Origin of the sequence: Senegalia massiliensis (assembly GCF_009911265.1) — a bacterium.
GTDB lineage: Bacteria > Bacillota > Clostridia > Tissierellales > SIT17 > Anaeromonas > Anaeromonas massiliensis_A.
Genome location: NZ_QXXA01000009.1, coordinates 43658 through 64667 on the forward strand (window position 1 = coordinate 43658; position 21010 = coordinate 64667).

At 26.5% G+C, this 21010-nt stretch carries 22 protein-coding genes; 1 reads left to right on the forward strand and 21 read right to left on the reverse strand.

Annotated elements, in window-relative coordinates; all coding sequences use genetic code 11:
- Nucleotides 1-2: 2 nt before the first annotated feature.
- The 4 genes from rsmD to D3Z33_RS08575 all read right to left on the reverse strand — a co-directional run bounded on the left by rsmD (nucleotide 3) and on the right by D3Z33_RS08575 (nucleotide 4936).
- On the reverse strand, nucleotides 3-554 hold the full coding sequence (gene rsmD, locus D3Z33_RS08560; protein ID WP_160197352.1) for a 16S rRNA (guanine(966)-N(2))-methyltransferase RsmD: 552 nt from the start codon (nucleotides 552-554) through the stop codon (nucleotides 3-5).
- 241 nt (nucleotides 555-795) lie between these two features.
- Complete coding sequence (gene recG, locus D3Z33_RS08565; RefSeq protein WP_160197353.1) at nucleotides 796-2856, reverse strand: ATP-dependent DNA helicase RecG; 2061 nt, start codon at nucleotides 2854-2856, stop codon at nucleotides 796-798.
- A gap of 94 nt (nucleotides 2857-2950) precedes the next feature.
- A complete protein-coding gene (locus D3Z33_RS08570) occupies nucleotides 2951-4561 on the reverse strand; it encodes a DAK2 domain-containing protein (RefSeq protein ID WP_160197354.1) in 1611 nt (536 codons plus the stop codon).
- An 18-nt stretch (nucleotides 4562-4579) separates the two neighbouring features.
- Nucleotides 4580-4936, reverse strand: coding sequence for an Asp23/Gls24 family envelope stress response protein (locus tag D3Z33_RS08575; RefSeq protein WP_160197355.1), 357 nt, complete (start codon nucleotides 4934-4936; stop codon nucleotides 4580-4582).
- Between the two features lie 188 nt (nucleotides 4937-5124).
- On the opposite strand from D3Z33_RS08575, the gene rpmB reads away from it, so the two are divergent.
- Entirely contained in the window at nucleotides 5125-5316 is a 192-nt protein-coding gene (gene rpmB / locus D3Z33_RS08580; protein WP_130806854.1) for a 50S ribosomal protein L28, read from the forward strand.
- Nucleotides 5317-5365: 49 nt separating this feature from the next.
- Here rpmB and D3Z33_RS08585 read toward each other — a convergent pair whose 3' ends face one another.
- The 17 genes from D3Z33_RS08585 to D3Z33_RS08665 form a co-directional block, all read right to left on the reverse strand.
- Nucleotides 5366-5545 (reverse strand): hypothetical protein, encoded by a 180-nt coding sequence (locus tag D3Z33_RS08585; RefSeq protein ID WP_160197356.1) that lies wholly within the window; start codon nucleotides 5543-5545, stop codon nucleotides 5366-5368.
- A gap of 73 nt (nucleotides 5546-5618) precedes the next feature.
- A complete protein-coding gene (locus tag D3Z33_RS08590; protein ID WP_160197357.1) occupies nucleotides 5619-6263 on the reverse strand; it encodes a thiamine diphosphokinase in 645 nt (214 codons plus the stop codon).
- A 24-nt stretch (nucleotides 6264-6287) separates the two neighbouring features.
- The gene (gene rpe, locus D3Z33_RS08595) at nucleotides 6288-6953 is read right to left on the reverse strand and encodes a ribulose-phosphate 3-epimerase (RefSeq protein WP_160197358.1); all 666 of its coding nucleotides are present in this window, start codon (nucleotides 6951-6953) and stop codon (nucleotides 6288-6290) included.
- Nucleotide 6954: 1 nt separating this feature from the next.
- Entirely contained in the window at nucleotides 6955-7827 is an 873-nt protein-coding gene (gene rsgA, locus D3Z33_RS08600; protein ID WP_347561244.1) for a ribosome small subunit-dependent GTPase A, read from the reverse strand.
- Between the two features lie 13 nt (nucleotides 7828-7840).
- The gene (pknB, locus tag D3Z33_RS08605) at nucleotides 7841-9775 is read right to left on the reverse strand and encodes a Stk1 family PASTA domain-containing Ser/Thr kinase (RefSeq protein ID WP_160197360.1); all 1935 of its coding nucleotides are present in this window, start codon (nucleotides 9773-9775) and stop codon (nucleotides 7841-7843) included.
- A 14-nt stretch (nucleotides 9776-9789) separates the two neighbouring features.
- Entirely contained in the window at nucleotides 9790-10527 is a 738-nt protein-coding gene (locus D3Z33_RS08610) for a Stp1/IreP family PP2C-type Ser/Thr phosphatase (RefSeq protein WP_160197361.1), read from the reverse strand.
- A gap of 10 nt (nucleotides 10528-10537) precedes the next feature.
- Nucleotides 10538-11569: a 23S rRNA (adenine(2503)-C(2))-methyltransferase RlmN gene (gene rlmN / locus D3Z33_RS08615; RefSeq protein ID WP_160197362.1), complete on the reverse strand. Its 1032-nt coding sequence runs from the start codon at nucleotides 11567-11569 to the stop codon at nucleotides 10538-10540.
- A 56-nt stretch (nucleotides 11570-11625) separates the two neighbouring features.
- A complete protein-coding gene (gene rsmB, locus D3Z33_RS08620) occupies nucleotides 11626-12966 on the reverse strand; it encodes a 16S rRNA (cytosine(967)-C(5))-methyltransferase RsmB (protein ID WP_160197363.1) in 1341 nt (446 codons plus the stop codon).
- A 58-nt stretch (nucleotides 12967-13024) separates the two neighbouring features.
- Nucleotides 13025-13771: a DUF116 domain-containing protein gene (locus tag D3Z33_RS08625; RefSeq protein WP_160197364.1), complete on the reverse strand. Its 747-nt coding sequence runs from the start codon at nucleotides 13769-13771 to the stop codon at nucleotides 13025-13027.
- Between the two features lie 15 nt (nucleotides 13772-13786).
- Nucleotides 13787-14713 (reverse strand): methionyl-tRNA formyltransferase, encoded by a 927-nt coding sequence (gene fmt, locus D3Z33_RS08630; protein ID WP_160197365.1) that lies wholly within the window; start codon nucleotides 14711-14713, stop codon nucleotides 13787-13789.
- A 2-nt stretch (nucleotides 14714-14715) separates the two neighbouring features.
- Nucleotides 14716-15165, reverse strand: coding sequence for a peptide deformylase (gene def, locus D3Z33_RS08635; RefSeq protein ID WP_160197366.1), 450 nt, complete (start codon nucleotides 15163-15165; stop codon nucleotides 14716-14718).
- Nucleotides 15166-15184: 19 nt separating this feature from the next.
- The gene (priA, locus tag D3Z33_RS08640) at nucleotides 15185-17662 is read right to left on the reverse strand and encodes a primosomal protein N' (RefSeq protein WP_160197367.1); all 2478 of its coding nucleotides are present in this window, start codon (nucleotides 17660-17662) and stop codon (nucleotides 15185-15187) included.
- Between the two features lie 80 nt (nucleotides 17663-17742).
- Entirely contained in the window at nucleotides 17743-18960 is a 1218-nt protein-coding gene (gene coaBC, locus D3Z33_RS08645) for a bifunctional phosphopantothenoylcysteine decarboxylase/phosphopantothenate--cysteine ligase CoaBC (RefSeq protein WP_431768832.1), read from the reverse strand.
- Nucleotides 18941-19159, reverse strand: coding sequence for a DNA-directed RNA polymerase subunit omega (gene rpoZ, locus D3Z33_RS08650; protein ID WP_160197368.1), 219 nt, complete (start codon nucleotides 19157-19159; stop codon nucleotides 18941-18943). Before rpoZ ends, coaBC begins: the two co-directional genes overlap by 20 nt.
- A 1-nt stretch (nucleotide 19160) precedes the next feature.
- Nucleotides 19161-19763, reverse strand: coding sequence for a guanylate kinase (gene gmk / locus D3Z33_RS08655; RefSeq protein ID WP_160197369.1), 603 nt, complete (start codon nucleotides 19761-19763; stop codon nucleotides 19161-19163).
- A gap of 18 nt (nucleotides 19764-19781) precedes the next feature.
- Nucleotides 19782-20039 (reverse strand): extracellular matrix/biofilm regulator RemA, encoded by a 258-nt coding sequence (gene remA / locus D3Z33_RS08660; protein WP_160197370.1) that lies wholly within the window; start codon nucleotides 20037-20039, stop codon nucleotides 19782-19784.
- Between the two features lie 15 nt (nucleotides 20040-20054).
- Nucleotides 20055-20936, reverse strand: a complete 882-nt coding sequence (locus D3Z33_RS08665; protein ID WP_160197371.1) for a YicC/YloC family endoribonuclease — start codon at nucleotides 20934-20936, stop codon at nucleotides 20055-20057.
- Nucleotides 20937-21010: the final 74 nt, after the last annotated feature.

Genomic DNA, 21010 nt, shown 5'->3' on the forward strand with positions numbered 1-21010 from the left:
AATTATGCCTCCTGTATTTTAAAGAAAGATATGGATGTTTCTCCATAATTTCTTATATTTATATTATACTTTTCATTAAAAATATTAAGATTTAAATCTTTTTCGTGTTCAGCTATTATTACTCCATCTTCAGTTAATAAATCATATTTTTCTATAAGTTTTATACTTTCAATAATTAAATTTTTATTATATGGTGGATCTAAAAATATATAATGAAACTTAATATCTTTATCTCTAAAAATATTAAGAGCATTAGTATAATTCATTTTATAGACCTCTGATTTATTTTTAAAATTAGTTTTTTCTAGATTTTCTATTATAGTCTTATAACTATTAATTTCATTATCTATGAAAAAGCATTTTTCTGCTCCTCTGCTTAAAAATTCTATACCAATTGATCCACTTCCAGCAAACAAATCTAATACAATGTCATCTGAATACACATTTATTATATTAAATAATGTTTCTTTCATTTTGTCTGTAGTTGGTCTAGTATTAGTTCCTTTTGGAGCTTTTAATTTATGTCCTTTAGCAGTTCCTGTTATAACTCTCAAAATCAAACCTCCAGTATTACCTTATTTCTAATTTAGCTTTACTTTATTTTAGCATATAAATTAAATTGATACAAAGTAAATTTAAAATAGAATAATTTTATTAAAAAAGGTTAAAATAAATAAGTATTAAATATTATTTCCATTTCAAAATACTTTCAACTATGATTATATTTTTCATCTATCTTATCACAAATTAAAAGAAAGAAGTTTTTTCTTTCTTTTAATTTGTTTTTTAGTTTTATCAATTAAAAGAAATATCATTCAACTTTTCAGATATAAGCTTATAAACCTTATTTTTTATTTTTATGTTTTTAGTCAATTCTAATTTTGGATCTTCTGTTAATATATCTTGTGAAATCTTTTGTGCAATTTTCAAAATTTTAATATCTGTAAATATATTTGCTAGTTTAAATTCTGGAATACCATGCTGTCTTACTCCAAAAAATTCACCAGGCCCTCTTAATTCTAAATCTTTTTCTGAAATTATAAATCCATTAGAAGTCTTTTCCATAATTCTCATTCTTTCTCTTGCAATTTTATTTTTACCTTTATTTATTAATATACAATATGATTTATACTCTCCTCTGCCAACTCTACCTCTTAATTGATGAAGTTGAGCAAGACCAAACCTTTCAGAATTTATTACAATCATAATATTTGCATTAGCAACATTTACTCCCACCTCAATTACTGTGGTAGATATTAATACTTGTATAATATTCTCTTTAAACTGTTTCATTATTTCATCTTTTTCTTTAGGTTTCATTTTACCATGAAGTAAACCTATTTTATATTTATTTCCATACAATATTTTTAGTTCTTCATACGTTTCAGTTGCAGATTTAACATCTAAATTTTCAGATTCTTCTACTAAAGGACATACAATATACGCTTGCCTACCTTTAGCTATTTGCTTTTCTAAAAATTCAAATGCTCTATTTTTTTTATCATCACTTACTGAATAAGTATCAATCTTCTTTCTTCCAGGAGGCAATTCATCTATTATAGATATATCTAAATCTCCATATAAAATCATTGCTAGTGTTCTAGGAATTGGAGTTGCACTCATTACTAACACATCAGGAGTGATTCCTTTTTCTGTTAATTTAGCTCTTTGCCTTACACCAAATCTATGTTGTTCATCAGTAATTGTAAGTCCTAACTTTTTGAAATTAACACTATCTTGGATTAGAGCATGAGTTCCTACTAATATATCTACTTCACCATTTTCAACCATTTGCAATATCTGTTCTTTTTTCTTCTGAGTTAAACTTCCAACTAGCAACTCGCAATTTACACCAAAGTTATGTAGCAACTTATTAATTTCTTCATAATGTTGAGTGGCTAATATTTCAGTCGGTGCCATCATAACTGATTGATAACCAGAGGTTTTAGCTTTTAAGATAGAAAGTATTGCAATTATTGTTTTACCTGAGCCTACATCTCCTTGAACTAATCTATTCATTATTTTATCTGATTCCATATCACCTTTTATCTCTTCGAAAACTTTTAATTGTGCATTGGTCAACTTAAAAGGTAATGAATTTAAAAATTCATTACTTTTATCTTCTTTAGTAAATACTATTCCTTTATTATTTTCATTCAATCTTGACTTAACTAAGAATAATCCTAATTGTAGAATAAGGAATTCTTCAAATACTATACGATATTTAGAAGCTTTATATTTTTCTCTACCCTCTGGAAAATGTATATTTTTAATAGCTTCTTCAATAGAAATTAAATTTAAATCTTTCCTCATATCTAAAGTGAAAATCTCATCTATATTATCTAATTGAGTTTTTAGTGATGTTTTAATTAATTTTATAATTTCATTATTCCTTAATTTATTTGTTAAAGGATATATTGGCATTATAGTATTTATATTATTATTACTATCACTTAAATTAGAGTATATAGGATTTTGAATTTGCACATTGCCATATGATATATCTACTCTACCATTTACTTTAATCTTATCTCCTATTTTAAAAATCTTATCTATATATGGCTTATTAAAAAAAACCATATAGCAAATCCCAGTTTCATCCTTTATAGGTATTTTTGTTATAGTAATATTTTTTCTTGGTCTTAATGTAATAGAGGAACCTGAGACTGTTACTTCTAAAGTAACTTTTTCTTTATTAATTAAATCTTTAATTTTTTTCATCTTTCTTCTATCATCATATTCACGTGGAAAATAATAAATTAAATCATTTATAGTGTAAATACCTAATTTATTCAATTTTGCAGCTCTTTTTGGACCTACTCCTTTTAAATATTGTATAGAACTGTCCAAACTCATATTATCACCTCTAAACCATAAAATAAAACTCAGTAAATACATTTTTAATGTATTAAATAACTCATAATAAAAAGAGATAGAAAACTATCTCCTTTTATTCAACAGATACTAAATAGTAGTATAAAGGTTGACCTCCATATATAGTTTCAATATCTACACCATTAAACTCAGTTTGAAGTTTTTCAGCTAAATTATTCGCTTTATTCTCATCTATTTCTTCACCATAGAACAGAGAAATTATATCATTATCTTCTGTTACTATTTCCTTTAACAAGTCAATAGTAACTTGATCTATGTCTTTACCAACGGTTTTAATATCTCCATCAGATATGCCCATTATATCATCTTTTTTTATTTCTTTATCATTTATATTTGTATCTCTTACTGCATAAGTCACTTGACCAGTCTTTACATTATTTATAATTTCTTTCATATTTTCCAGATTATCATTTAAATCTATTTCTTCATCAAATACAAGCAATGCAGAAATTCCTTGAGGAATGGTTTTAGTAGGTAATACTTCTATATTTCTTTCACTTAACTCTCTTGCTTGATTTGCAGCTAATATAATATTACTATTATTAGGTAGTATTATAATATTTTCTCCATCTACTTTATCAATAGCAGATAATATATCTTCTGTACTTGGATTCATAGTTTGTCCACCTGTTATAACATGATCCACATTTAAATCTTCAAATACATTTTTTATGCCTTCTCCCATAGAAATTGCTATAAAGCTATATTTTTTTATTTCTTTAGCTTTACCATTTACAATTCTATTTTCATGTTGATATCGCATATTATCAATCTTAATATCTATTAATTCACCATTTTTTAAAGCTTCTTCTAAAACTTCTCCAGGATTATTTGTATGAATATGAACTTTAATCATTTCATCAGAACCTACAACTAACATTGAATCTCCATATTTAGATATATAGTTTCTAAACTCAGTAGGTTCCATATCTGTCTTCTTAATTATAAATTCAGTACAATATCCAAACTTTATCTCAGTGTCATTATCATGAGCTTCATGAATTTGAATTTCTTTTTTTTCAAAATCTTCATTACTCAATTCTACTATTTTACCTGATATAGCTTCTAGAGCACCTTTTAATATATATATAAGTCCTTTTCCTCCAGCATCAACTACTCCTGCCTTCTTAAGAACATCTAACATTTCTGGTGTTCTTCTTAATGCATCTTCTCCTGCTATTATTACTTGTTCTAAAAATGATATTATATCTTCTTCTTTTCCTATTAATTCTTCAGCTTTTTCAGCAGACTCTCTAGCAACTGTCAAAATAGTACCTTCTATTGGTTTCATTACAGCCTTATATGCCGTTTCAGTTGCATGTTTAAATGCATTAGCTAAGATAGGTACATTTATTTTTTCTTTGCCTCTAAGCCCTTTACTAAACCCTCTAAGTAGTTGTGATAATATAACTCCAGAGTTCCCACGTGCCCCCATCAAAGAACCACTTGAAGCCGCTTTTGCTATTTCATCTATTGTATCTGCATTATTATTTCTTATATGTTTTATTGCTGACTGCATAGTAAGCGACATATTGATTCCTGTATCACCATCTGGCACAGGAAAAACATTCAATTCATTTACTACCTCTTTATTTTTATCTAATTTATTAGCAGCATTAATAAAGGCTTTTTTAGCAATCGTGCTGTCTAAATATTCAATTTTCAAAATTACTTCCTCCTAACTCTACTTTTGAACTCTAACACTTTGGACATGGATATTTACTTTATCTACATTCATGCCAGTTAAGCTTTCTATGTTATATTTTACTTTATCAATAATATTGTTTGCTACAACTGAAATCTTAATTCCAAATTGTACTACTATATATAAGTCAATTATTAATTTATTATCATCAGAATATACTTTTACACCTTTAGTTAAATGTTCACGTCTTAATAATTCGACCAATCCATCCTTAGCATTTTTAATTGCCATACCCACAAGTCCGTAGCACTCCATAGCTGACATCCCAGCAATAGAAGCTAATACATTATCATCGATATTAATAGCACCATATTGATTATTAATTTTTCCAGGCATCTTTTAGCCTCCTTTTATACTTTACTATATATATATTTTACATTATTATTCTACAATCTTCAACTTGACATTCAGTTAAAAATGAAATTTTAAAACTTTGTATTGCAATACTGATTATATTTGTGTTAAAATATTGATGTTTAGTAAATGGCTTCTTGAACCATTAGAAGTTAGGAGGTGTTTTATAAATGGCTAAATACTGTGAAGTATGTGGAAAAGGTAAAGTAAGTGGAAATAATGTAACATTCTCTAAGCATCACACAAAGAGAACTTGGAGTCCGAATATTAGAAAAGTGAAAGCAATAGTAGACGGTACACCTAAAAGAATAAATGTATGTACTAGATGTTTAAGATCTGATAAAGTACAAAGAGCATTATAATACATGATGGCTTCCTAAGGAAGCCATTTTATATTATTTAAATTTTGCTTTACCACATTTTAAAAAATGACCATCCAAGAATTAAACACAATATTCCTAATGTTAAAAGCCAAATAGCTACAGGTACTACTTGAATAATAATTATCATACCCATAACACCTAAAACAATACCTATTATTTTATTATATTTATTCCTATGACAATGATATTTTCTCATAAATTTTCTCATAATATAACCCTCCTATAAGGATGTTATATTACAGTATATTAATCTTATTCTTATTTAGTTACAAATAGAAAGTTTAATCATTGGATAATATAACTAGACCTTTACCAGATTTAATCTTAATACTTGCTTTATCTTTTTTAATCTTATTACTTATACCAAGTGTAGATGATTTTTTTATATATAAATTATCAGATTCATATTCAAAACCTTTAAGTTCTACTCCTGATAAGTCATCAAATATTGGTAATAATGATACATATTCATATTTTCCACTATCTATTATAATTTCATCTTTTATAGGTATTATTTCATTATTGTTATCTATCAACTTCACATTAATATTTTTATCTAAAACATGAAATAGCAACATAATATTAGACAAAGAATGATCCATTCTAGTTCCAAGGGCTCCTATTATAATTATTTCTTTAGGATTATATTCTATTGCTAAGTCAATGGAAAGTTCTAAATCCGACTTATCTTTTATTGGAGAAAATTCACATATATTCACTTTTTTTCTTTTATAAAAATCTAATATATTTCTTTCTAATGTGTCAAAATCACCAGCTAAAATATCAGGCATTACATCTAAATCATATAAATACTTACCTGCTCCATCTGCTGCAATAATAATATCACATTCATTTATAATTGATTTAGCAATATCTTCCTTTATGAATTTTCCTCCACCTATTACAAGGATTCTAATAATAAACACCTCTATTCTTAAAAAGACTCTTAGCTAAGAGTCTTTTTGTATCAATTTTTGTTTATATTTTTTAGTTTCTAATTCAATATCTTTTGCTTTAAATATGCCAGATCCAACTACAAATATATTTGCTCCCCAGCTTTTAAGTTCTTCTATATTGTCTAATTTAACGCCACCATCAACTTGTATATCAATATCTAAATTATTGTCGTCTATAATAGCTCTTAGCTCCATAACTTTTTCTTTCATTTCTTTTATAAGACCTTGTCCACCAAAGCCTGGGTTTACAGTCATTATTAAAATCATATCTATATCATTTAATAAATGCTTTATTGTTTCAATAGGAGTTGCTGGATTCAAAGAAACTCCTGCTTTTAATCCTAATGATTTAATTTGAGTAATTGTCCTATGAAGATGTATAGATGCTTCTTGATGTACAGTTATTATATCGGCTCCAGCATCTTTAAAGTCTTCAATAAACCTTTCTGGTTTTTCAATCATAAGATGTACATCAAAAGGTTTATTTGTTATCTTTCTCAATTTTTTAATAACAGGAGCTCCAAAAGTTATATTTGGTACAAATAATCCATCCATTACATCTAAATGAATATAATCAGCTCCACCTTCAACAGTTTTAAGTATATCTTCTTTAATATTACTAAAATCTGCCGAAAGTATTGATGGTGAAATTTTATACATATTAATACCTCCTAGATTTTTTTATCTCAGATAAAAAAGATAAATAATTTTCATATCTTTCTTTACTTATTTTACCCTCTTTAACGGATTTTTTAACATTACAGCCTGGTTCTTTATTATGTTTACAATCATTAAATTTACAGTATAAACTTTCCTCATTAATTTCAGGAAAAAAGATTTCTAAGTTTTCTTCTTTTATAAAGCTTAAGTCCAAAGAACTAAACCCAGGAGTATCAACTACAAATCCTCCAAAACTAAGTTCAAGTAGGCTTGAGCTTCTTGTAGTATGTTTTCCTCTTTTAGTTTTAGCACTTATATCTCCTGTTTGTAATTTCAGATCAGGTTCTATCTCATTTAAAAGAGAAGATTTTCCTACTCCTGAAGGACCAGCAAAAACAGAAATATTGTCTTTTAATATTTCCTTTAAATCATTTATGCCTTCTTTTGATTTTGTACTAGTCTTTATTATTTTATATCCAGTATTTTCATAGATTTTAAGAATGTATTTTAAAACATCATCAGAAATTAAATCAATTTTATTAAAAACTATAATCGCATTTAATTTTTCTTTTTCTGATAAAATAAGAAATCTATCTAATAACCATAAATTAGGTTTAGGGTTTTTTAGAGAAAATACTATAATTGATTGGTTTACATTTGCAACTGGTGGTCTTATTAATTCTGTATTTCTTGATTTAATCTCCATTATATATCCTGTGTTATCAATGTCATTTAAATCAATTAAAACATTGTCTCCAACTAAAGGTTTTATTTTTTCTTTTCTAAATAGTCCTCTAGCTTTACATTCAAAAACTCCTCTATCTGTATCTACATAATATAATCCACCAATCCCTTTAATTATTATACCTTCTATCATTTCATTCCCCCTAGAATGTCTCTTCTTTAGTAATAGCTTCTTTGCCATCATAATATACTATTATAGTTGTTTTTCCTTGGGATGTAATATCTACGCTAAATTTTTCTTCTGATGTATTTAAAGTAGAATCATAAACTTTCTCTCTTTGTTGACCTTTAATTTTAAATACTTCAACTTTAACGTCTTTATCTTCATCACTCTCTGGAAGTTTAAATTCAAATTTCTTTGTAACATCTTTAGGCTCTGGCTCAGATTCTTTTCCTTTACTTATTACAATATCTACTTTAGTTTGTTCTTCTACTTCTTCCCCAGAGTTATAACTTTGTTCAAAAATTATTCCTTCTGGTACATCTTCATTAAATTTATAATCAATTTTCCCTAGTTGTAAATTATATGCTCTCAAACTATTTTTAGCAGAATCTACATTTGAACCAATAAGTGCAGGAACTGTAGTCGTTTTTGTTTCAGGTCCTTTGCTCACCACATAATTTACTTTAGTTTCTTTACCTACTTCTTCGCCTGGTTCCGGTGATTGACTAATAACTATATTTATAGGTAATTCACTAAACTCTTGAGTTACTTCACCTTCTTCTAAATCTGCATCATTTAACAAAATTCTAGCATTATTAGAATATTGTCCTGTGATTTTAGGAACTGTGACAGTTTCTATACCTTTACTCAGAACAACTTCCACTGTACTACCTTCTACGATTTTTCTACCTTCGCCTTTACTTTGTTCTATTACTACTCCTTCTTCATATTCATTACTAAACTCCTCTTTAGAAACTAACAATTCAATTCCTTTTTCTTCTGCTTCTAATTTAGCTTCTTCTAATGTCTTACCTACAAAGTTAGGTACAGAAACTTCATCATTATTAAGTATTCCATTAAGAAAAAAGAAACTTGCTAATGCTCCGGCAGTAATTAAAAATGCTAGTAAAATCGCCAATAATGCTATGCTTTTTTTCTTTTTAGGTTTTTTATTTTTTTTAGGTTTATCACTATTAGTATTTTTTTCTCTTCTAGTAGTTTTAATATTATTTTCCTTTAATTTATTTTCATCTATAGATGGTAATACTTGAGTTGCATTTTCTTCAAAATCTTTAAATGCAATAACATCTGAATTTATATTTGATTTTGCAAGTTTCATGTCATCTAACATTTCCGTAACATTATCATAGCGTAAAGATTTATCTTTTTGAGTAGCTTTTCTTATTATTTTATCAATATTTATAGGTATACTATTATCAATTTCACGAGGAGATTTTATTTCGTCCTGAATGTGCTTAAGAGCTACAGAAATTGGACTTTCACCATCAAAAGGTAATTTACCTGTTATCATTTCATACATAACTATACCTAAAGAATAAATATCTGATTTTACATCAGTATATACCCCTTTGGCTTGTTCAGGAGAAGAATAATGAACTGAACCAATTACACTATTAGTTTGAGTTATAGTAGAACTAGTTACAGCACGTGCTATTCCAAAATCTGTCACTTTTATTTGGCTTTCTTCTGTTATCATGATATTTTGTGGTTTTATATCCCTGTGTATAATATTATTTTTATGTGCATGCTCTAATGCTCTAGCTATTTGAATAGTAATATTCAATGTTTTTTTAGGGTCAATTTTATTATTATCTTTAATATATTGCTTAAGTGTCTTTCCATTTATATATTCCATTACTATATAATAAATATCATCCTCTTTACCTACATCATAGATATTCACAATGTTAGGATGTGATAAACTTGCTGCTGCTTGAGATTCCCTATTAAACTTATCTATAAATTCTTTATCATTTACAAATTCTTGTCTCAAAACTTTTATTGCAACAAATCTGTTTAGGAGTTTGCACTTTGCCTTATATACTAAAGCCATACCTCCTCCACCAATTTTTTCAACAATTTCATATCTATTACCTAAAATTTTTCCAATCATATTCTCTCCCCTTATTATTTAACAAACTTTATTATAACAGCCGTAGAATTATCATAACCACCATTTTCATTAGCAATATTTACAAGAGTTTCACAAACTTCTTGAATTTCAATAGAATTATTAATAACTTCTCTTATTTCATCTTCATTTATCATATTAGTTAAACCATCAGTACAAAAAAGTATTACATCATTTTTTTCTAAACAATAGCTAAAAATATCAATATCGGCATTTTTATCAGTCCCAAGTGCTCTAGTAATTATATTTTTTTGAGGATGATTTATAGCTTCTTCCTTTGTTATGCTACCTTTTTTTAATAGTTCAGCTACAAGTGAATGGTCTTCAGTTATTTTTTTTATAGTATCACCACGTAAAATATATGCTCTACTATCACCAATATGGCCAATATAGAGTATATCATTTATAATAGCTCCCATAGTTACTGTAGTACCCATACCCTTATATTCTTTATTTTTTTTAGCAGTATTATAAATCTCTTCATTACTCAGTTCTAGTGTCTTTCTTATAAACTTTTCAATATTATATTTTTCTTCCATAACTCTATTAAAATAAATATCAACATTGTTTTTAATAACTTCAACAGTTATACTACTAGCTATTTCTCCACCATTATGTCCACCCATACCATCTGCAACAGCAAAAACTGGAAGAGAATCATTGTAGTTTATATAGTAGGAATCTTGATTCGATTTTCTAACTTTTCCTACATCTGTACAAGCACCATACTTCATAAAAATCCCCCTAATCAAGATTTAATATATCATTTCTTAGTTGACCACAAGCAGCATTAATATCAGAACCCATTTCTCGTCTAATAGTTGCTTTTACCCCTCTTTTAGTTAATAACTTTAAGAAGTGTTCTGCATAGTTTGAAGTTTCTAAACTACTTTCTTTTATAGGATTTAGTGGAATAATATTAACATGTGCAAGCATTCCACTTAATAAGTCCGAAAGTTTATTTGCATCAATTTCTTTATCATTTATATCTTTAATCAAAGTATATTCAAATGTAACTCTTCTATTAGTCTTTTTTATATAATATTTACTAGCATCTATAACTTCATCAATACTATATTTATTAGCTATAGGCATTATTTTCTTTCTATCATTATCAAATGCAGAATGGAGTGATATAGATAATGTTATAGGTATATTTTCTTCTGATAATTTATAAATTTGTTCTACCAATCCGCAAGTTGATAATGTTATACTTCTCATGCTTAAATTTAGACCATCTTTATTATTAATAATTTTCATAAAATCAATTACATTATCATAATTATCTAGTGGTTCGCCTGTCCCCATAAGAACAATATTACTAATTTCTTCAGAAATATCTTTTTTTATTTTATAAACTTGATCTAATATTTCAGATACACTTAAATTTCTTATTAGACCTTGCTTAGTAGAAGCACAAAATTCACATCCCATTTTACACCCTACTTGAGTAGACAAACAAAGTGAGTTTCCATGTTTATACTTCATTCTTACACTTTCAATTATATTTCCATCTTCTAAAACAAACAAGTATTTTATAGTGTTATCAACATTAGATTTAAACTTTTTGAATATATTTATATTTCCAATATAATATTCTTTTGACATTTTTTCTTTTAATTTTTTAGAAAAAACTGTTATTTCATCTATATTGTTTGCATTTTTTTCATGTATCCACTTAAATAATTGCATTGCTCTAAATTTTTTTTCATCTAAAGTATCTATTATACTCTCTAACTCACTTAAATTTAAAGACTTTAAATCTATTTTTTCCAAATATATTCTCCTATCTTTATATTAATTTGAAAATATTATATCATATTTAATATTATTTATCTTATACGTTTTATTTTCGCAATGAAAAACCCATCAGTTCCATGAATATTAGGTAATAAAGTTATATGTCCTTCTTCTAGTTTAGATTTATCTTCAAAATATAAATTATCAATTTTTTCTAATTTATAATTTATATTATTTTTTAAAAATTTATTAACCACTTCAATATTTTCTTTTTTAGATATGGTACATGTGCTATATATTAGTATACCACCTTTTTTTAAATATTTTGAAGCTATTTCAAGAATATTTAATTGAATATTTGATAAGTCCTCTATATCTTCTTTACTTTTATTCCACCTTATATCTGGTTTTCTTCTTAAAAGCCCTAATCCAGAACAAGGTGCATCTACTAAACAATAATCCATAGAATCTTGAATTTTTTTATCAAATTTAAGTGCATCGAAATTTTCAGTATTAATTATATCTATTCCAAGTCTTTTAGAATTTTGTTCAATAAGATTTAATTTGTGTTCAAATATATCTCTAGATAATATTGACCCTTTGTTATTCATTAATTCAGCAATATGAGTAGATTTACCTCCAGGTGCGCTACAAACATCAATCACATTACTTCCCTCTTTAGGATTCATTATTTGAGCTACAAGTTGAGAAGATTCATCTTGTATTGTAAAAAAACCTTTTTTAAATTCTTCTAAACCTGTTATGTTTTTAGGTTTATGAACTACTAGTCCATCCTTAGAATATTTAGTTCTTTCTGTTTTTATATTATAGTCCATAAATTTATTCATTAAACTCTCTCTATCAATTTTTAATCTATTTACCCTTATTATTAATGGAGGTTTCTCATTATTGAAACTTAGTAATTTTTCAGTAAAATCTTCATTATAATCATCAATAAAATGTTTAACCATCCACTTTGGATGAGAATATTTAATAGAAAGATAATCTACTAGTTTTGTTGATTTATCTGGTAAAAACTCTTTGTTTTTATTTCTGGATATATTTCGTAAAATCCCATTGACAAATCCTGAAAGTCTTTTCTTATTTTTATTCTTTGCAATTTTAACTGCTTCATTACAAACAGCACTCTCAGGTATATTTTTCATAAAATAAATCTGATAAACTCCTGTTCTTAATATTTGTAATATAATATTATCAATTTTATTTATTTTCGTATTAGAAAATTGTGAAATTATATTATCAATATAAAGTTTGTTTTCTAACACACCATACACTAACTCTCTAACAAAATTTTGTTCTCTTATATCCTCTAATAATTTAACTTTTTTATTTATTTCAATATTTGAATATGCTTTTTCATTTTCAATTAATTCAAGAATTTCAATTGCTATCTTTCTAGCGTTATTTTTCATGTAAACCTCCAATAATTATTATACTTTAAAAAAAGGGGTTAATCCCCTTTTTAAAATTTTATTCACCTATAAAAAATTTTATAGCCTCTTCTAGTTTATCTATACTTACTCTTGTATCTATACAGGGACCATTAGGTCTATCATTAAGCACACCTAATACTGGTAATCCTTTCATATCACTTATCCCACTAGATAAATCTCTCTCACAAGCTACTGCTACTATAGCTTTAGGCTTTACATCCATAATCCATTTTCTAGCTAATGTTCCTCCTGTAGCAACTACAACATTAATATCATATTTTTCTTTTAATCTAAGTATTTCATCTACATCACATTTGCCGCATTTTCTGCAATTATTTATATCATTAGTTATTTTAAATTGACATTTAGAATTTTGAATACAATGTGGTAATAATATTAACAAATTTTCTTTTTTTATTTTTATGTTTTTTGTTTTAATAAGCAAATTATTTATATTAGTATACATTAATCTAATTTTATTTTTATCTACCTTTGTAACTTTTGCTGTAAATATTAATAGTGGATAAAAAAATGATATGGAATAGTATAGAATTTTTGCTTGAATATTACTTAAATTATTATTTTGAAATAATTTTTTTGATAATATTATTATGGTTAATACACTAATTAATATAAATAAAAATATTGAACCAAAAATTAACATTGATATTTTAACTAAAGTAATATTTTCACTAAATCCAATCCATAATGATAGAATTAATATAAATAATGTTGCTAACATTATATATAAAAGTACTTTTATATAACTCTTTTCTTCATTCAAAGTATCACATCCAACTTATTCACCTAGTATAGTTCCAACTTCTATTTCATTTCCTCTAATATATTCACTTACTTTTATTTTTTTCTTCCCTGGAAATTGAACTTCTTTTATTATAATAGTACCATTTTTCACTTTTACAAATATACCTTCATTATTCACATCAGTTATTTGTCCTAACTTCCCACTATATAATTTTTCATCAATATCAACTTTATAGATTTTAAACTTCTCTCCTTTATAATAACTATAACTACCTGGAAATGGATTTGTTCCCCTCACTAAATTTTTTATTTTTTCTTTAGTTTCAGCCCAATCTATTTTTCCAATTGTCTTATCCATCTTAGGAGCATATGAAGATAAATTATCATCTTGAGGTATTGGTTTTAAATCTTCAATTTTTTCTAATGTTTTTACTATTAATTCTGCTCCCATATTCATCAAATTATCATGAAGCTCTCCTACAGTTAATTCATCATCTATTACAAGTTTTTCTTTTAAAAGCATATCTCCTGTATCCAGTCCTTTTTCCATAATCATAGTTGTAACCCCAGTCTCTTTCTCACCATTAATTATAGCCCAATTAATAGGAGCTGCTCCTCTATACTTAGGTAAAAGTGAAGTATGAACATTTATACAACCATATTTAGGTATGCTTAATATTTCTTCTTTTAGTATCTGTCCATATGCAACAACTACTATTACATCTGGGTTTAGTTTGTTTATCCTCTCTATAGATTCTAAACTATTTACATTCTTTGGTTGAAAAACTTCTAAATCTAATTTATTAGCTTTATTTTTAACTGGAGTAGGTAATAGTTTTTTTCCTCTACCTTTTCTTTTATCAGGTTGAGTTATTACCAAATCTATAGAATGATTTTCATTATATAACTTTTCAAGTGATGGCACAGACAAATCTGGTGTACCCATAAATATTATATTCATTTTTATTCCTCTTCTTTTTCTAATTTATCAATATATAGTACTCCATCTAAGTGATCAATCTCATGACATAATGCACGAGCAAGCAATTCTTCAGCTTCAACAATTACTTCTTTTCCTTCTTCATTTTGATACTTAACCTTTACCTTTTCAGGTCTTTTAACCTTCCCTGATTCATCAGGTATACTAAGACATCCTTCAATATCTATTACTTCTCCTTGTTCATGCACTATTTCTGGATTTATTATTTTCATAAGCCCTTCACCTATATCTATAACTATAGCTCTTTTTAAAATGCCAACTTGTGGTGCAGCAAGCCCTATACCCTCTTCTTTATACATAGTTTCTACCATATCATCTAATAATGTTAAAACTCTATCATCTATTTTTTCGATTTTTCTTGCCTTTTTTCTTAATATTGGATCTCCTACAAATCTTAATTGTCTTATTGCCATTTTTATTCCTCCTATTTAATTACATTATTGAATTTGGATTTATATCTATACTTATTTTTACTTTATCTATTGGTATATTATATTTATTTTTTATACATACCCAGTAGATTATATTTTTTATCACCTTTAGTTCTTTATCACTTGACTTTATAATCATCTGCCATCTATATTTATTTTTAATCTTAGGAATAGGTGAAGGCATTGGTTTTGATATATTATTAGATACATCAAAATCCTTATTCTTATATCTTATATTTTTTATTATAGCATCTGAGATATATTTTGTAATCTTCTCTAATTCTCTTACATCTAATCCAGAAAACACTATTGAAATTATATTTACATAAGGAGGATAATTAAATATTTTTCTTAATTTTATCTCCTCTTTATAAAAACCTATATAATCATGACTTCTAGCATATATTATACTATAGTGATTTGGGTCATAGGTTTGAACAACTACGTTACCTTTTCTCTCTCCTCTACCAGACCTTCCTGCAACTTGAGTAAGTAATTGAAATGTACGCTCAGAAGCTCTATAATCAGGTAAGTTTAAAGTTAAATCAGCTGCTATTACCCCAACCAATAAAACATTTGGAAAATCAAGCCCTTTAGAAATCATCTGTGTTCCTATTAAAATATCTATTTCTTTATTTTTAAATCTATCTAATATTTCTTCATGACTATTCTTTTTACTAGTGGTATCAATATCCATTCTTTCTACATTTATATTTTCAAATGTTTTCTTAACCATCTCTTCTACTTTTTGTGTTCCAATACCAAAATATCTTATATACTTACTTTCACACTTAGGACATACTTCAACTGGCTTTTTTGCAAAACCACAATAATGACATTTTAACCAATTTTCCTTTTTATGAAAAGTCAAGGAAACATCACAACTTGGACATTTTTCAACATAACCACACTCTCTGCATGATATAAAAGTTGAGAAGCCTCTTCTATTTAAAAATAAGATTATTTGTCTTTCATCCTTCAAATTAGTTATTATATCATTATATAGTCTATTACTAAAAATAGTTTTGTTTCCATTTTCTAATTCTTCTCTCATATCTATAACATCTACATTAGGCATTTCTTGTTTATTTGCTCTTTTATTCATTTGGAGTAACTCATATTTGCCCATTTCCGCCAAATAATAAGTATTTATAGATGGTGTAGCTGAACCTAATACAAGTATTGCATTTTCTAATTCAGATCTTTTTTCTGCTACTTTAATCGTATCATATTTTGGATTAATACTAGATTTATAACTATTTTCATGCTCCTCATCTATTATTATTATACCAAGATTTTTAAAAGGTGCAAATATTGCCGATCTAGCTCCAATTACAATATCAACCTTATTTTCTTTTATTTTCCTCCATTCATCATATCTTTCTCCTAAAGATAATCCACTGTGTAAAACTGCAACATTATTGCCAAATCTACTTACAAATCTCTCTACAGTTTGTGGAGTTAAAGAAATCTCTGGTATTAATACTATTGCCTGCTTTTGTTTCTTAATTACATTTTCTATAAGCTGTATATAAACCTCTGTTTTACCACTTCCTGTTACACCATGTATCAAAAACTTTTTACTTTTTTCATTGCTTATAGAATTATTTATTCTATTATAACATTCAGTCTGCTCTTTATTTAATTCCATGTTTTCAGTTTTTTTATAGTTCTTATCTAAAACTTGTCTTGGACTTTCTTTATCTATAATAGATATTAAATTTTTAGATTCTAATGATCTAATTGTACTATAAGAGGAACCTACTAAATTAGTTAAATCTTTTAATTTTATTTCTTTATAATCTTTTAGAAATAAAATTACTTCTTTTTGTTTTTTTGCTAATTTATTTAACCCTTTTAATATCTTAGGAATATCTAAGTTTTTAAATAGTTTCACAACAACTTTTTCATATTTTTTATTTATATCTTGTTCAATTTTATTTTCTACTTTTATAATATTTTTTGATTTTAATGATTTCAAACTTGAATTGATATTACTTATTTCAAGTGCTTTCTTTAATTCTTCAAATTCTATACCATTATTATCAAATAAAAATTTTATAATTTTCTTTTGATTTTTAGATTTAATATTTGTTATGTTTATATTTTCATCAACAACATAAATATATTGTTTTACTTTTTTAGTTATACCTGTAGGCATTATAGTTTTAAAAACTTCAATATATTGAGCTAAATATTCTCTTCTCATCCACAAACCCAATTCTATAAGATTAGAAGAAAGAATAGGTTCTTTATCAACAATTTCTACAATATCTTTTAATTTATTTTTATTAAAAGATATTGTATTTTTCATCTTTATTACAAGTCCTTGTAATAACATATTCCCCATCCCAAAAGGCACTATAACTCTCATACCAATCTTTAAATTGTCTTGAAATTCTATTGGTATTCTGTAAGTATAAAGGATATCTGTTTGAGTACTATTATTATCTACTATTATTTCTGCATACAAATCCAATCATATCAGCCTTTCAAATTATTATATATATAGTATAACAGATTATAGATAAAAAATTGAAGCTAAGGCTAGCTTCAATTTTAATTAATATTATCTAATATTATATTTGCTAAATCTTCTTTTCTCATCAAAGGATATTCAACTTTAGAACCATTATTTTTAAACAATATAACCTTATTGTTATCTGATTTAAACCCAGATTCTTTTTTAGATATATCATTTGCAACAATCATATCTAAATTTTTCTTTTTAAGTTTTTCTAAAGCATATTTTTCTAAATCATTAGATTCAGCAGCAAAACCTATAATTTTTTGTTCTTTTTTAATTTCACCACATTTTTTCAAAATATCTGGATTCCTAACAAACTTTATCTCCAAATCTTCATTAGATTTTTTCAATTTACTATCACTATATCTAACTGGTCTATAATCAGAAGGAGCAGCTGACTTTATTAATATATCACTCTCATCAAAGTATTTTAGCACTTGTTCATACATGTCTTTAGTAGATATAACATCTATCACTTTCACATTTTTAGGTTTGTCTAAGTGTGTAGGCCCACTAATAAGAACTACATCTGCACCTCTTTTTTCTGCCATTGCTGCTATTTTATACCCCATCTTTCCACTAGAGTGATTAGTAAGATATCTTACTGGATCTATAGACTCAATAGTTGGACCTGCTGTAACAAGAATTTTTTTACCAACTAAATCTTTATTGAAATTTAAGTAATTATTAACATACTGTACTATTTTTTGAGGATCAGCAAGTTTACCTGGACCAACATCTCCACAAGCAAGTCTACCTTCACCTGGAGATATAAATTCATATCCTAACTTCTTCAACTTTTCCATGTTTTCTTGAAAGATAGGATTTAGATACATACCTGTATTCATAGCTGGTGCAAATATGACTTTAGCCTTTGTAGCCATTATAGTAGTTGATAACATATCATCTGCTATTCCATTTGCAATTTTTCCAATTATATTAGCTGTTGCTGGAGCTACTAAAAACACATCTGCTTTTTGTGCCAAACTGATATGTTCTATATCCCATTGTTGTGGTTCTTTAAACATACTATCTGTGACAGGATTTTGACTCATAGATGAAAAAGTTAAAGGTGATACAAATTTTGTAGCTGAATTTGTCATTATTACATCTACATTAGCTTTTAATTTTCTTAATCTACTTACAATATCACAAGCTTTATATACAGCTATTCCACCTGTAACCCCTAACACAACATTTTTACCGTCTAACAATTTCATCACCTCTATATTATTCTTTAGTAAATTCATTCATATCATCAGGTCTAGTATATGTGATTTTATCTTCTGCAAATTCATGAAGTGCTATACTAACTGGTTTATTAGTAGTTATATCAATATGTGGTTTATTACCATCAACCAATTGCCTTGCTCTCTTTGAAACTAATAACACTAAAGTATATCTACTATCAACTTTTTTCAAAATATCATTTACCGATGGATATAACATTTTAAGCCTCCTCTATATTCTTTATTAAATGTATTTGTCTATTTACTTTACATTTTTCTGCTTTAATTATGGAATTAATATTATCAACTGCAGAATCTACAGTATCATTTAATACCCCATAATCATATTTAAACACATACTTTAATTCTTTATATGCTGCATCTAACCTTTTTATCATTGCTTCTTTTGTTTCTGTTGCCCTTTTTTCTATTCTATTTTTAAGTTCTTCCATTGATGGAGGAAGTATAAATATAAAAACACCATCAGGATATATTTCCTTTATAGAAAGCGCACCTTGAATATCAATTTCTAACAATACATCTTTACCTTCCTCAAGCATATCAAATACATATTCTTTTGGTGTACCATAATAATTACTATATACCTCTGCATGCTCTAAAAACTCATTATTTAAAAGCATCTCTTGGAATTTATCTTTAGATATAAAAAAGTAATTAGTACCATCTACCTCTCCTTTTCGTGGCTCTCTTGTGGTTGCAGAAATAGATAAATTTAAATCTAATTCCTTTAATAATTCTTTACATATTGTGCCTTTTCCAGCTCCAGATGGACCAGAAATAACAATTAATAATCCTTTAGACATGTAATTCTCCTTTCAAACTTAGTCATCTTTTTCTTTGTTTCCTTCTAATCTATTTGATATAGTTTCTGGTTGAATTGCTGATAATATTACATGTTCGCTATCTGTTATAATAACAGATCTTGTTCTTCTACCATGTGTAGCATCTATTAACATACTTCTTTCTCTCGCATCTTGTATTACCCTTTTTATAGGAGCCGATTCCGATCCTACAATTGCAACTATTCTATTCCCTGAAACAATATTTCCAAAACCAATACTAATTAATTTCAAACTCAAATAAATCGCTCCTATCTACTCAATATTTTGAACTTGTTCTCTTATTTTTTCTAATTCACTTTTTATTTCAACAACATATTTAGTTATTTCAATATCTCCAACCTTTGAACCCATTGTATTTGCTTCTCGATTCATCTCTTGAATTAAAAAATCTAATTTACGGCCTATAGCATCATCTAAGTTTAAAGTTTCTATTAATTGTGTTATGTGACTATCTAGTCTAACAATTTCTTCTGTTATATTAGCTTTATCAGCAAAATATGCCACCTCATTAGCAAGTTTAGATTCATCTACTTCAACAGAGTTATCTAACAGATCATTTATTCTATTCTCTAATTTCAATTTATATTCTTCAACAACTAAAGGTGATCTATCTTCAATTTTAAAGTTTAAACCCTTTATATAATCAAGCCTTTTTTTAATGTCATGTGCTAATTTCTTTCCTTCTTCACATCTCATAGAATAGATATCTTTAACACTATCTTCAACTGCAACAGATAACACATTCCAAATAACATCTTCAGATTCCTCTTTTTTCTCTACATTTATTATATCAGGATACTTTGTTATACTTTCTAATTTTATAGGGTCATCTAAATTCAAGTCTTGATTTAATAAATCTAAAGCTTCTTTGTAGGATTTTGCTAAATTTAAATTCACATTAACTTCCAGATCTGACTCGCCTATGTTTTCAAGATTTATGTATACCTCTACTCTACCTCTTTTTATTCTTTTCTTAATAATCTTTTTGATTTTTTCTTCTAAATAAGATAAGTGTCTAGGCATTCTTATAATAGTATCATTATATCTATGATTTACAGATTTTATTTCAACATTAAACTGTATTTTTTCATCTTTATTTTCGCCTCTTCCAAACCCAGTCATACTTTTAACCATCAATTTTACCTCCTAAATATTATAATCAATTTTACCATAAAATAGTCTAAAGTCAATTATTATAGTTCACTATA

Coding starts and splice junctions, on each gene's coding strand:
- rsmB (WP_160197363.1), bottom strand. CDS start 12,966: ATGAAAAATAACGCTAGAAAGATAGCAATTGAAATTCTTGAATTAATT.
- rpoZ (WP_160197368.1), bottom strand. CDS start 19,159: ATGTTATATCCATCGGTAAATGATATTTTGAAAAAAGTTGATAGTAGA.
- D3Z33_RS08665 (WP_160197371.1), bottom strand. CDS start 20,936: ATGGTTAAAAGTATGACTGGGTTTGGAAGAGGCGAAAATAAAGATGAA.
- gmk (WP_160197369.1), bottom strand. CDS start 19,763: ATGTCTAAAGGATTATTAATTGTTATTTCTGGTCCATCTGGAGCTGGA.
- def (WP_160197366.1), bottom strand. CDS start 15,165: ATGGCAATAAGACAATTAAGATTTGTAGGAGATCCAATATTAAGAAAA.
- fmt (WP_160197365.1), bottom strand. CDS start 14,713: ATGAATATAATATTTATGGGTACACCAGATTTGTCTGTGCCATCACTT.
- D3Z33_RS08575 (WP_160197355.1), bottom strand. CDS start 4,936: ATGCCTGGAAAAATTAATAATCAATATGGTGCTATTAATATCGATGAT.
- D3Z33_RS08585 (WP_160197356.1), bottom strand. CDS start 5,545: ATGAGAAAATTTATGAGAAAATATCATTGTCATAGGAATAAATATAAT.
- recG (WP_160197353.1), bottom strand. CDS start 2,856: ATGAGTTTGGACAGTTCTATACAATATTTAAAAGGAGTAGGTCCAAAA.
- coaBC (WP_431768832.1), bottom strand. CDS start 18,960: ATGAATTTACTAAAGAATAATATAGAGGTGATGAAATTGTTAGACGGT.
- rpe (WP_160197358.1), bottom strand. CDS start 6,953: ATGTATAAAATTTCACCATCAATACTTTCGGCAGATTTTAGTAATATT.
- pknB (WP_160197360.1), bottom strand. CDS start 9,775: ATGATTGGAAAAATTTTAGGTAATAGATATGAAATTGTTGAAAAAATT.
- D3Z33_RS08610 (WP_160197361.1), bottom strand. CDS start 10,527: ATGAAGTATGGTGCTTGTACAGATGTAGGAAAAGTTAGAAAATCGAAT.
- rpmB (WP_130806854.1), top strand. CDS start 5,125: ATGGCTAAATACTGTGAAGTATGTGGAAAAGGTAAAGTAAGTGGAAAT.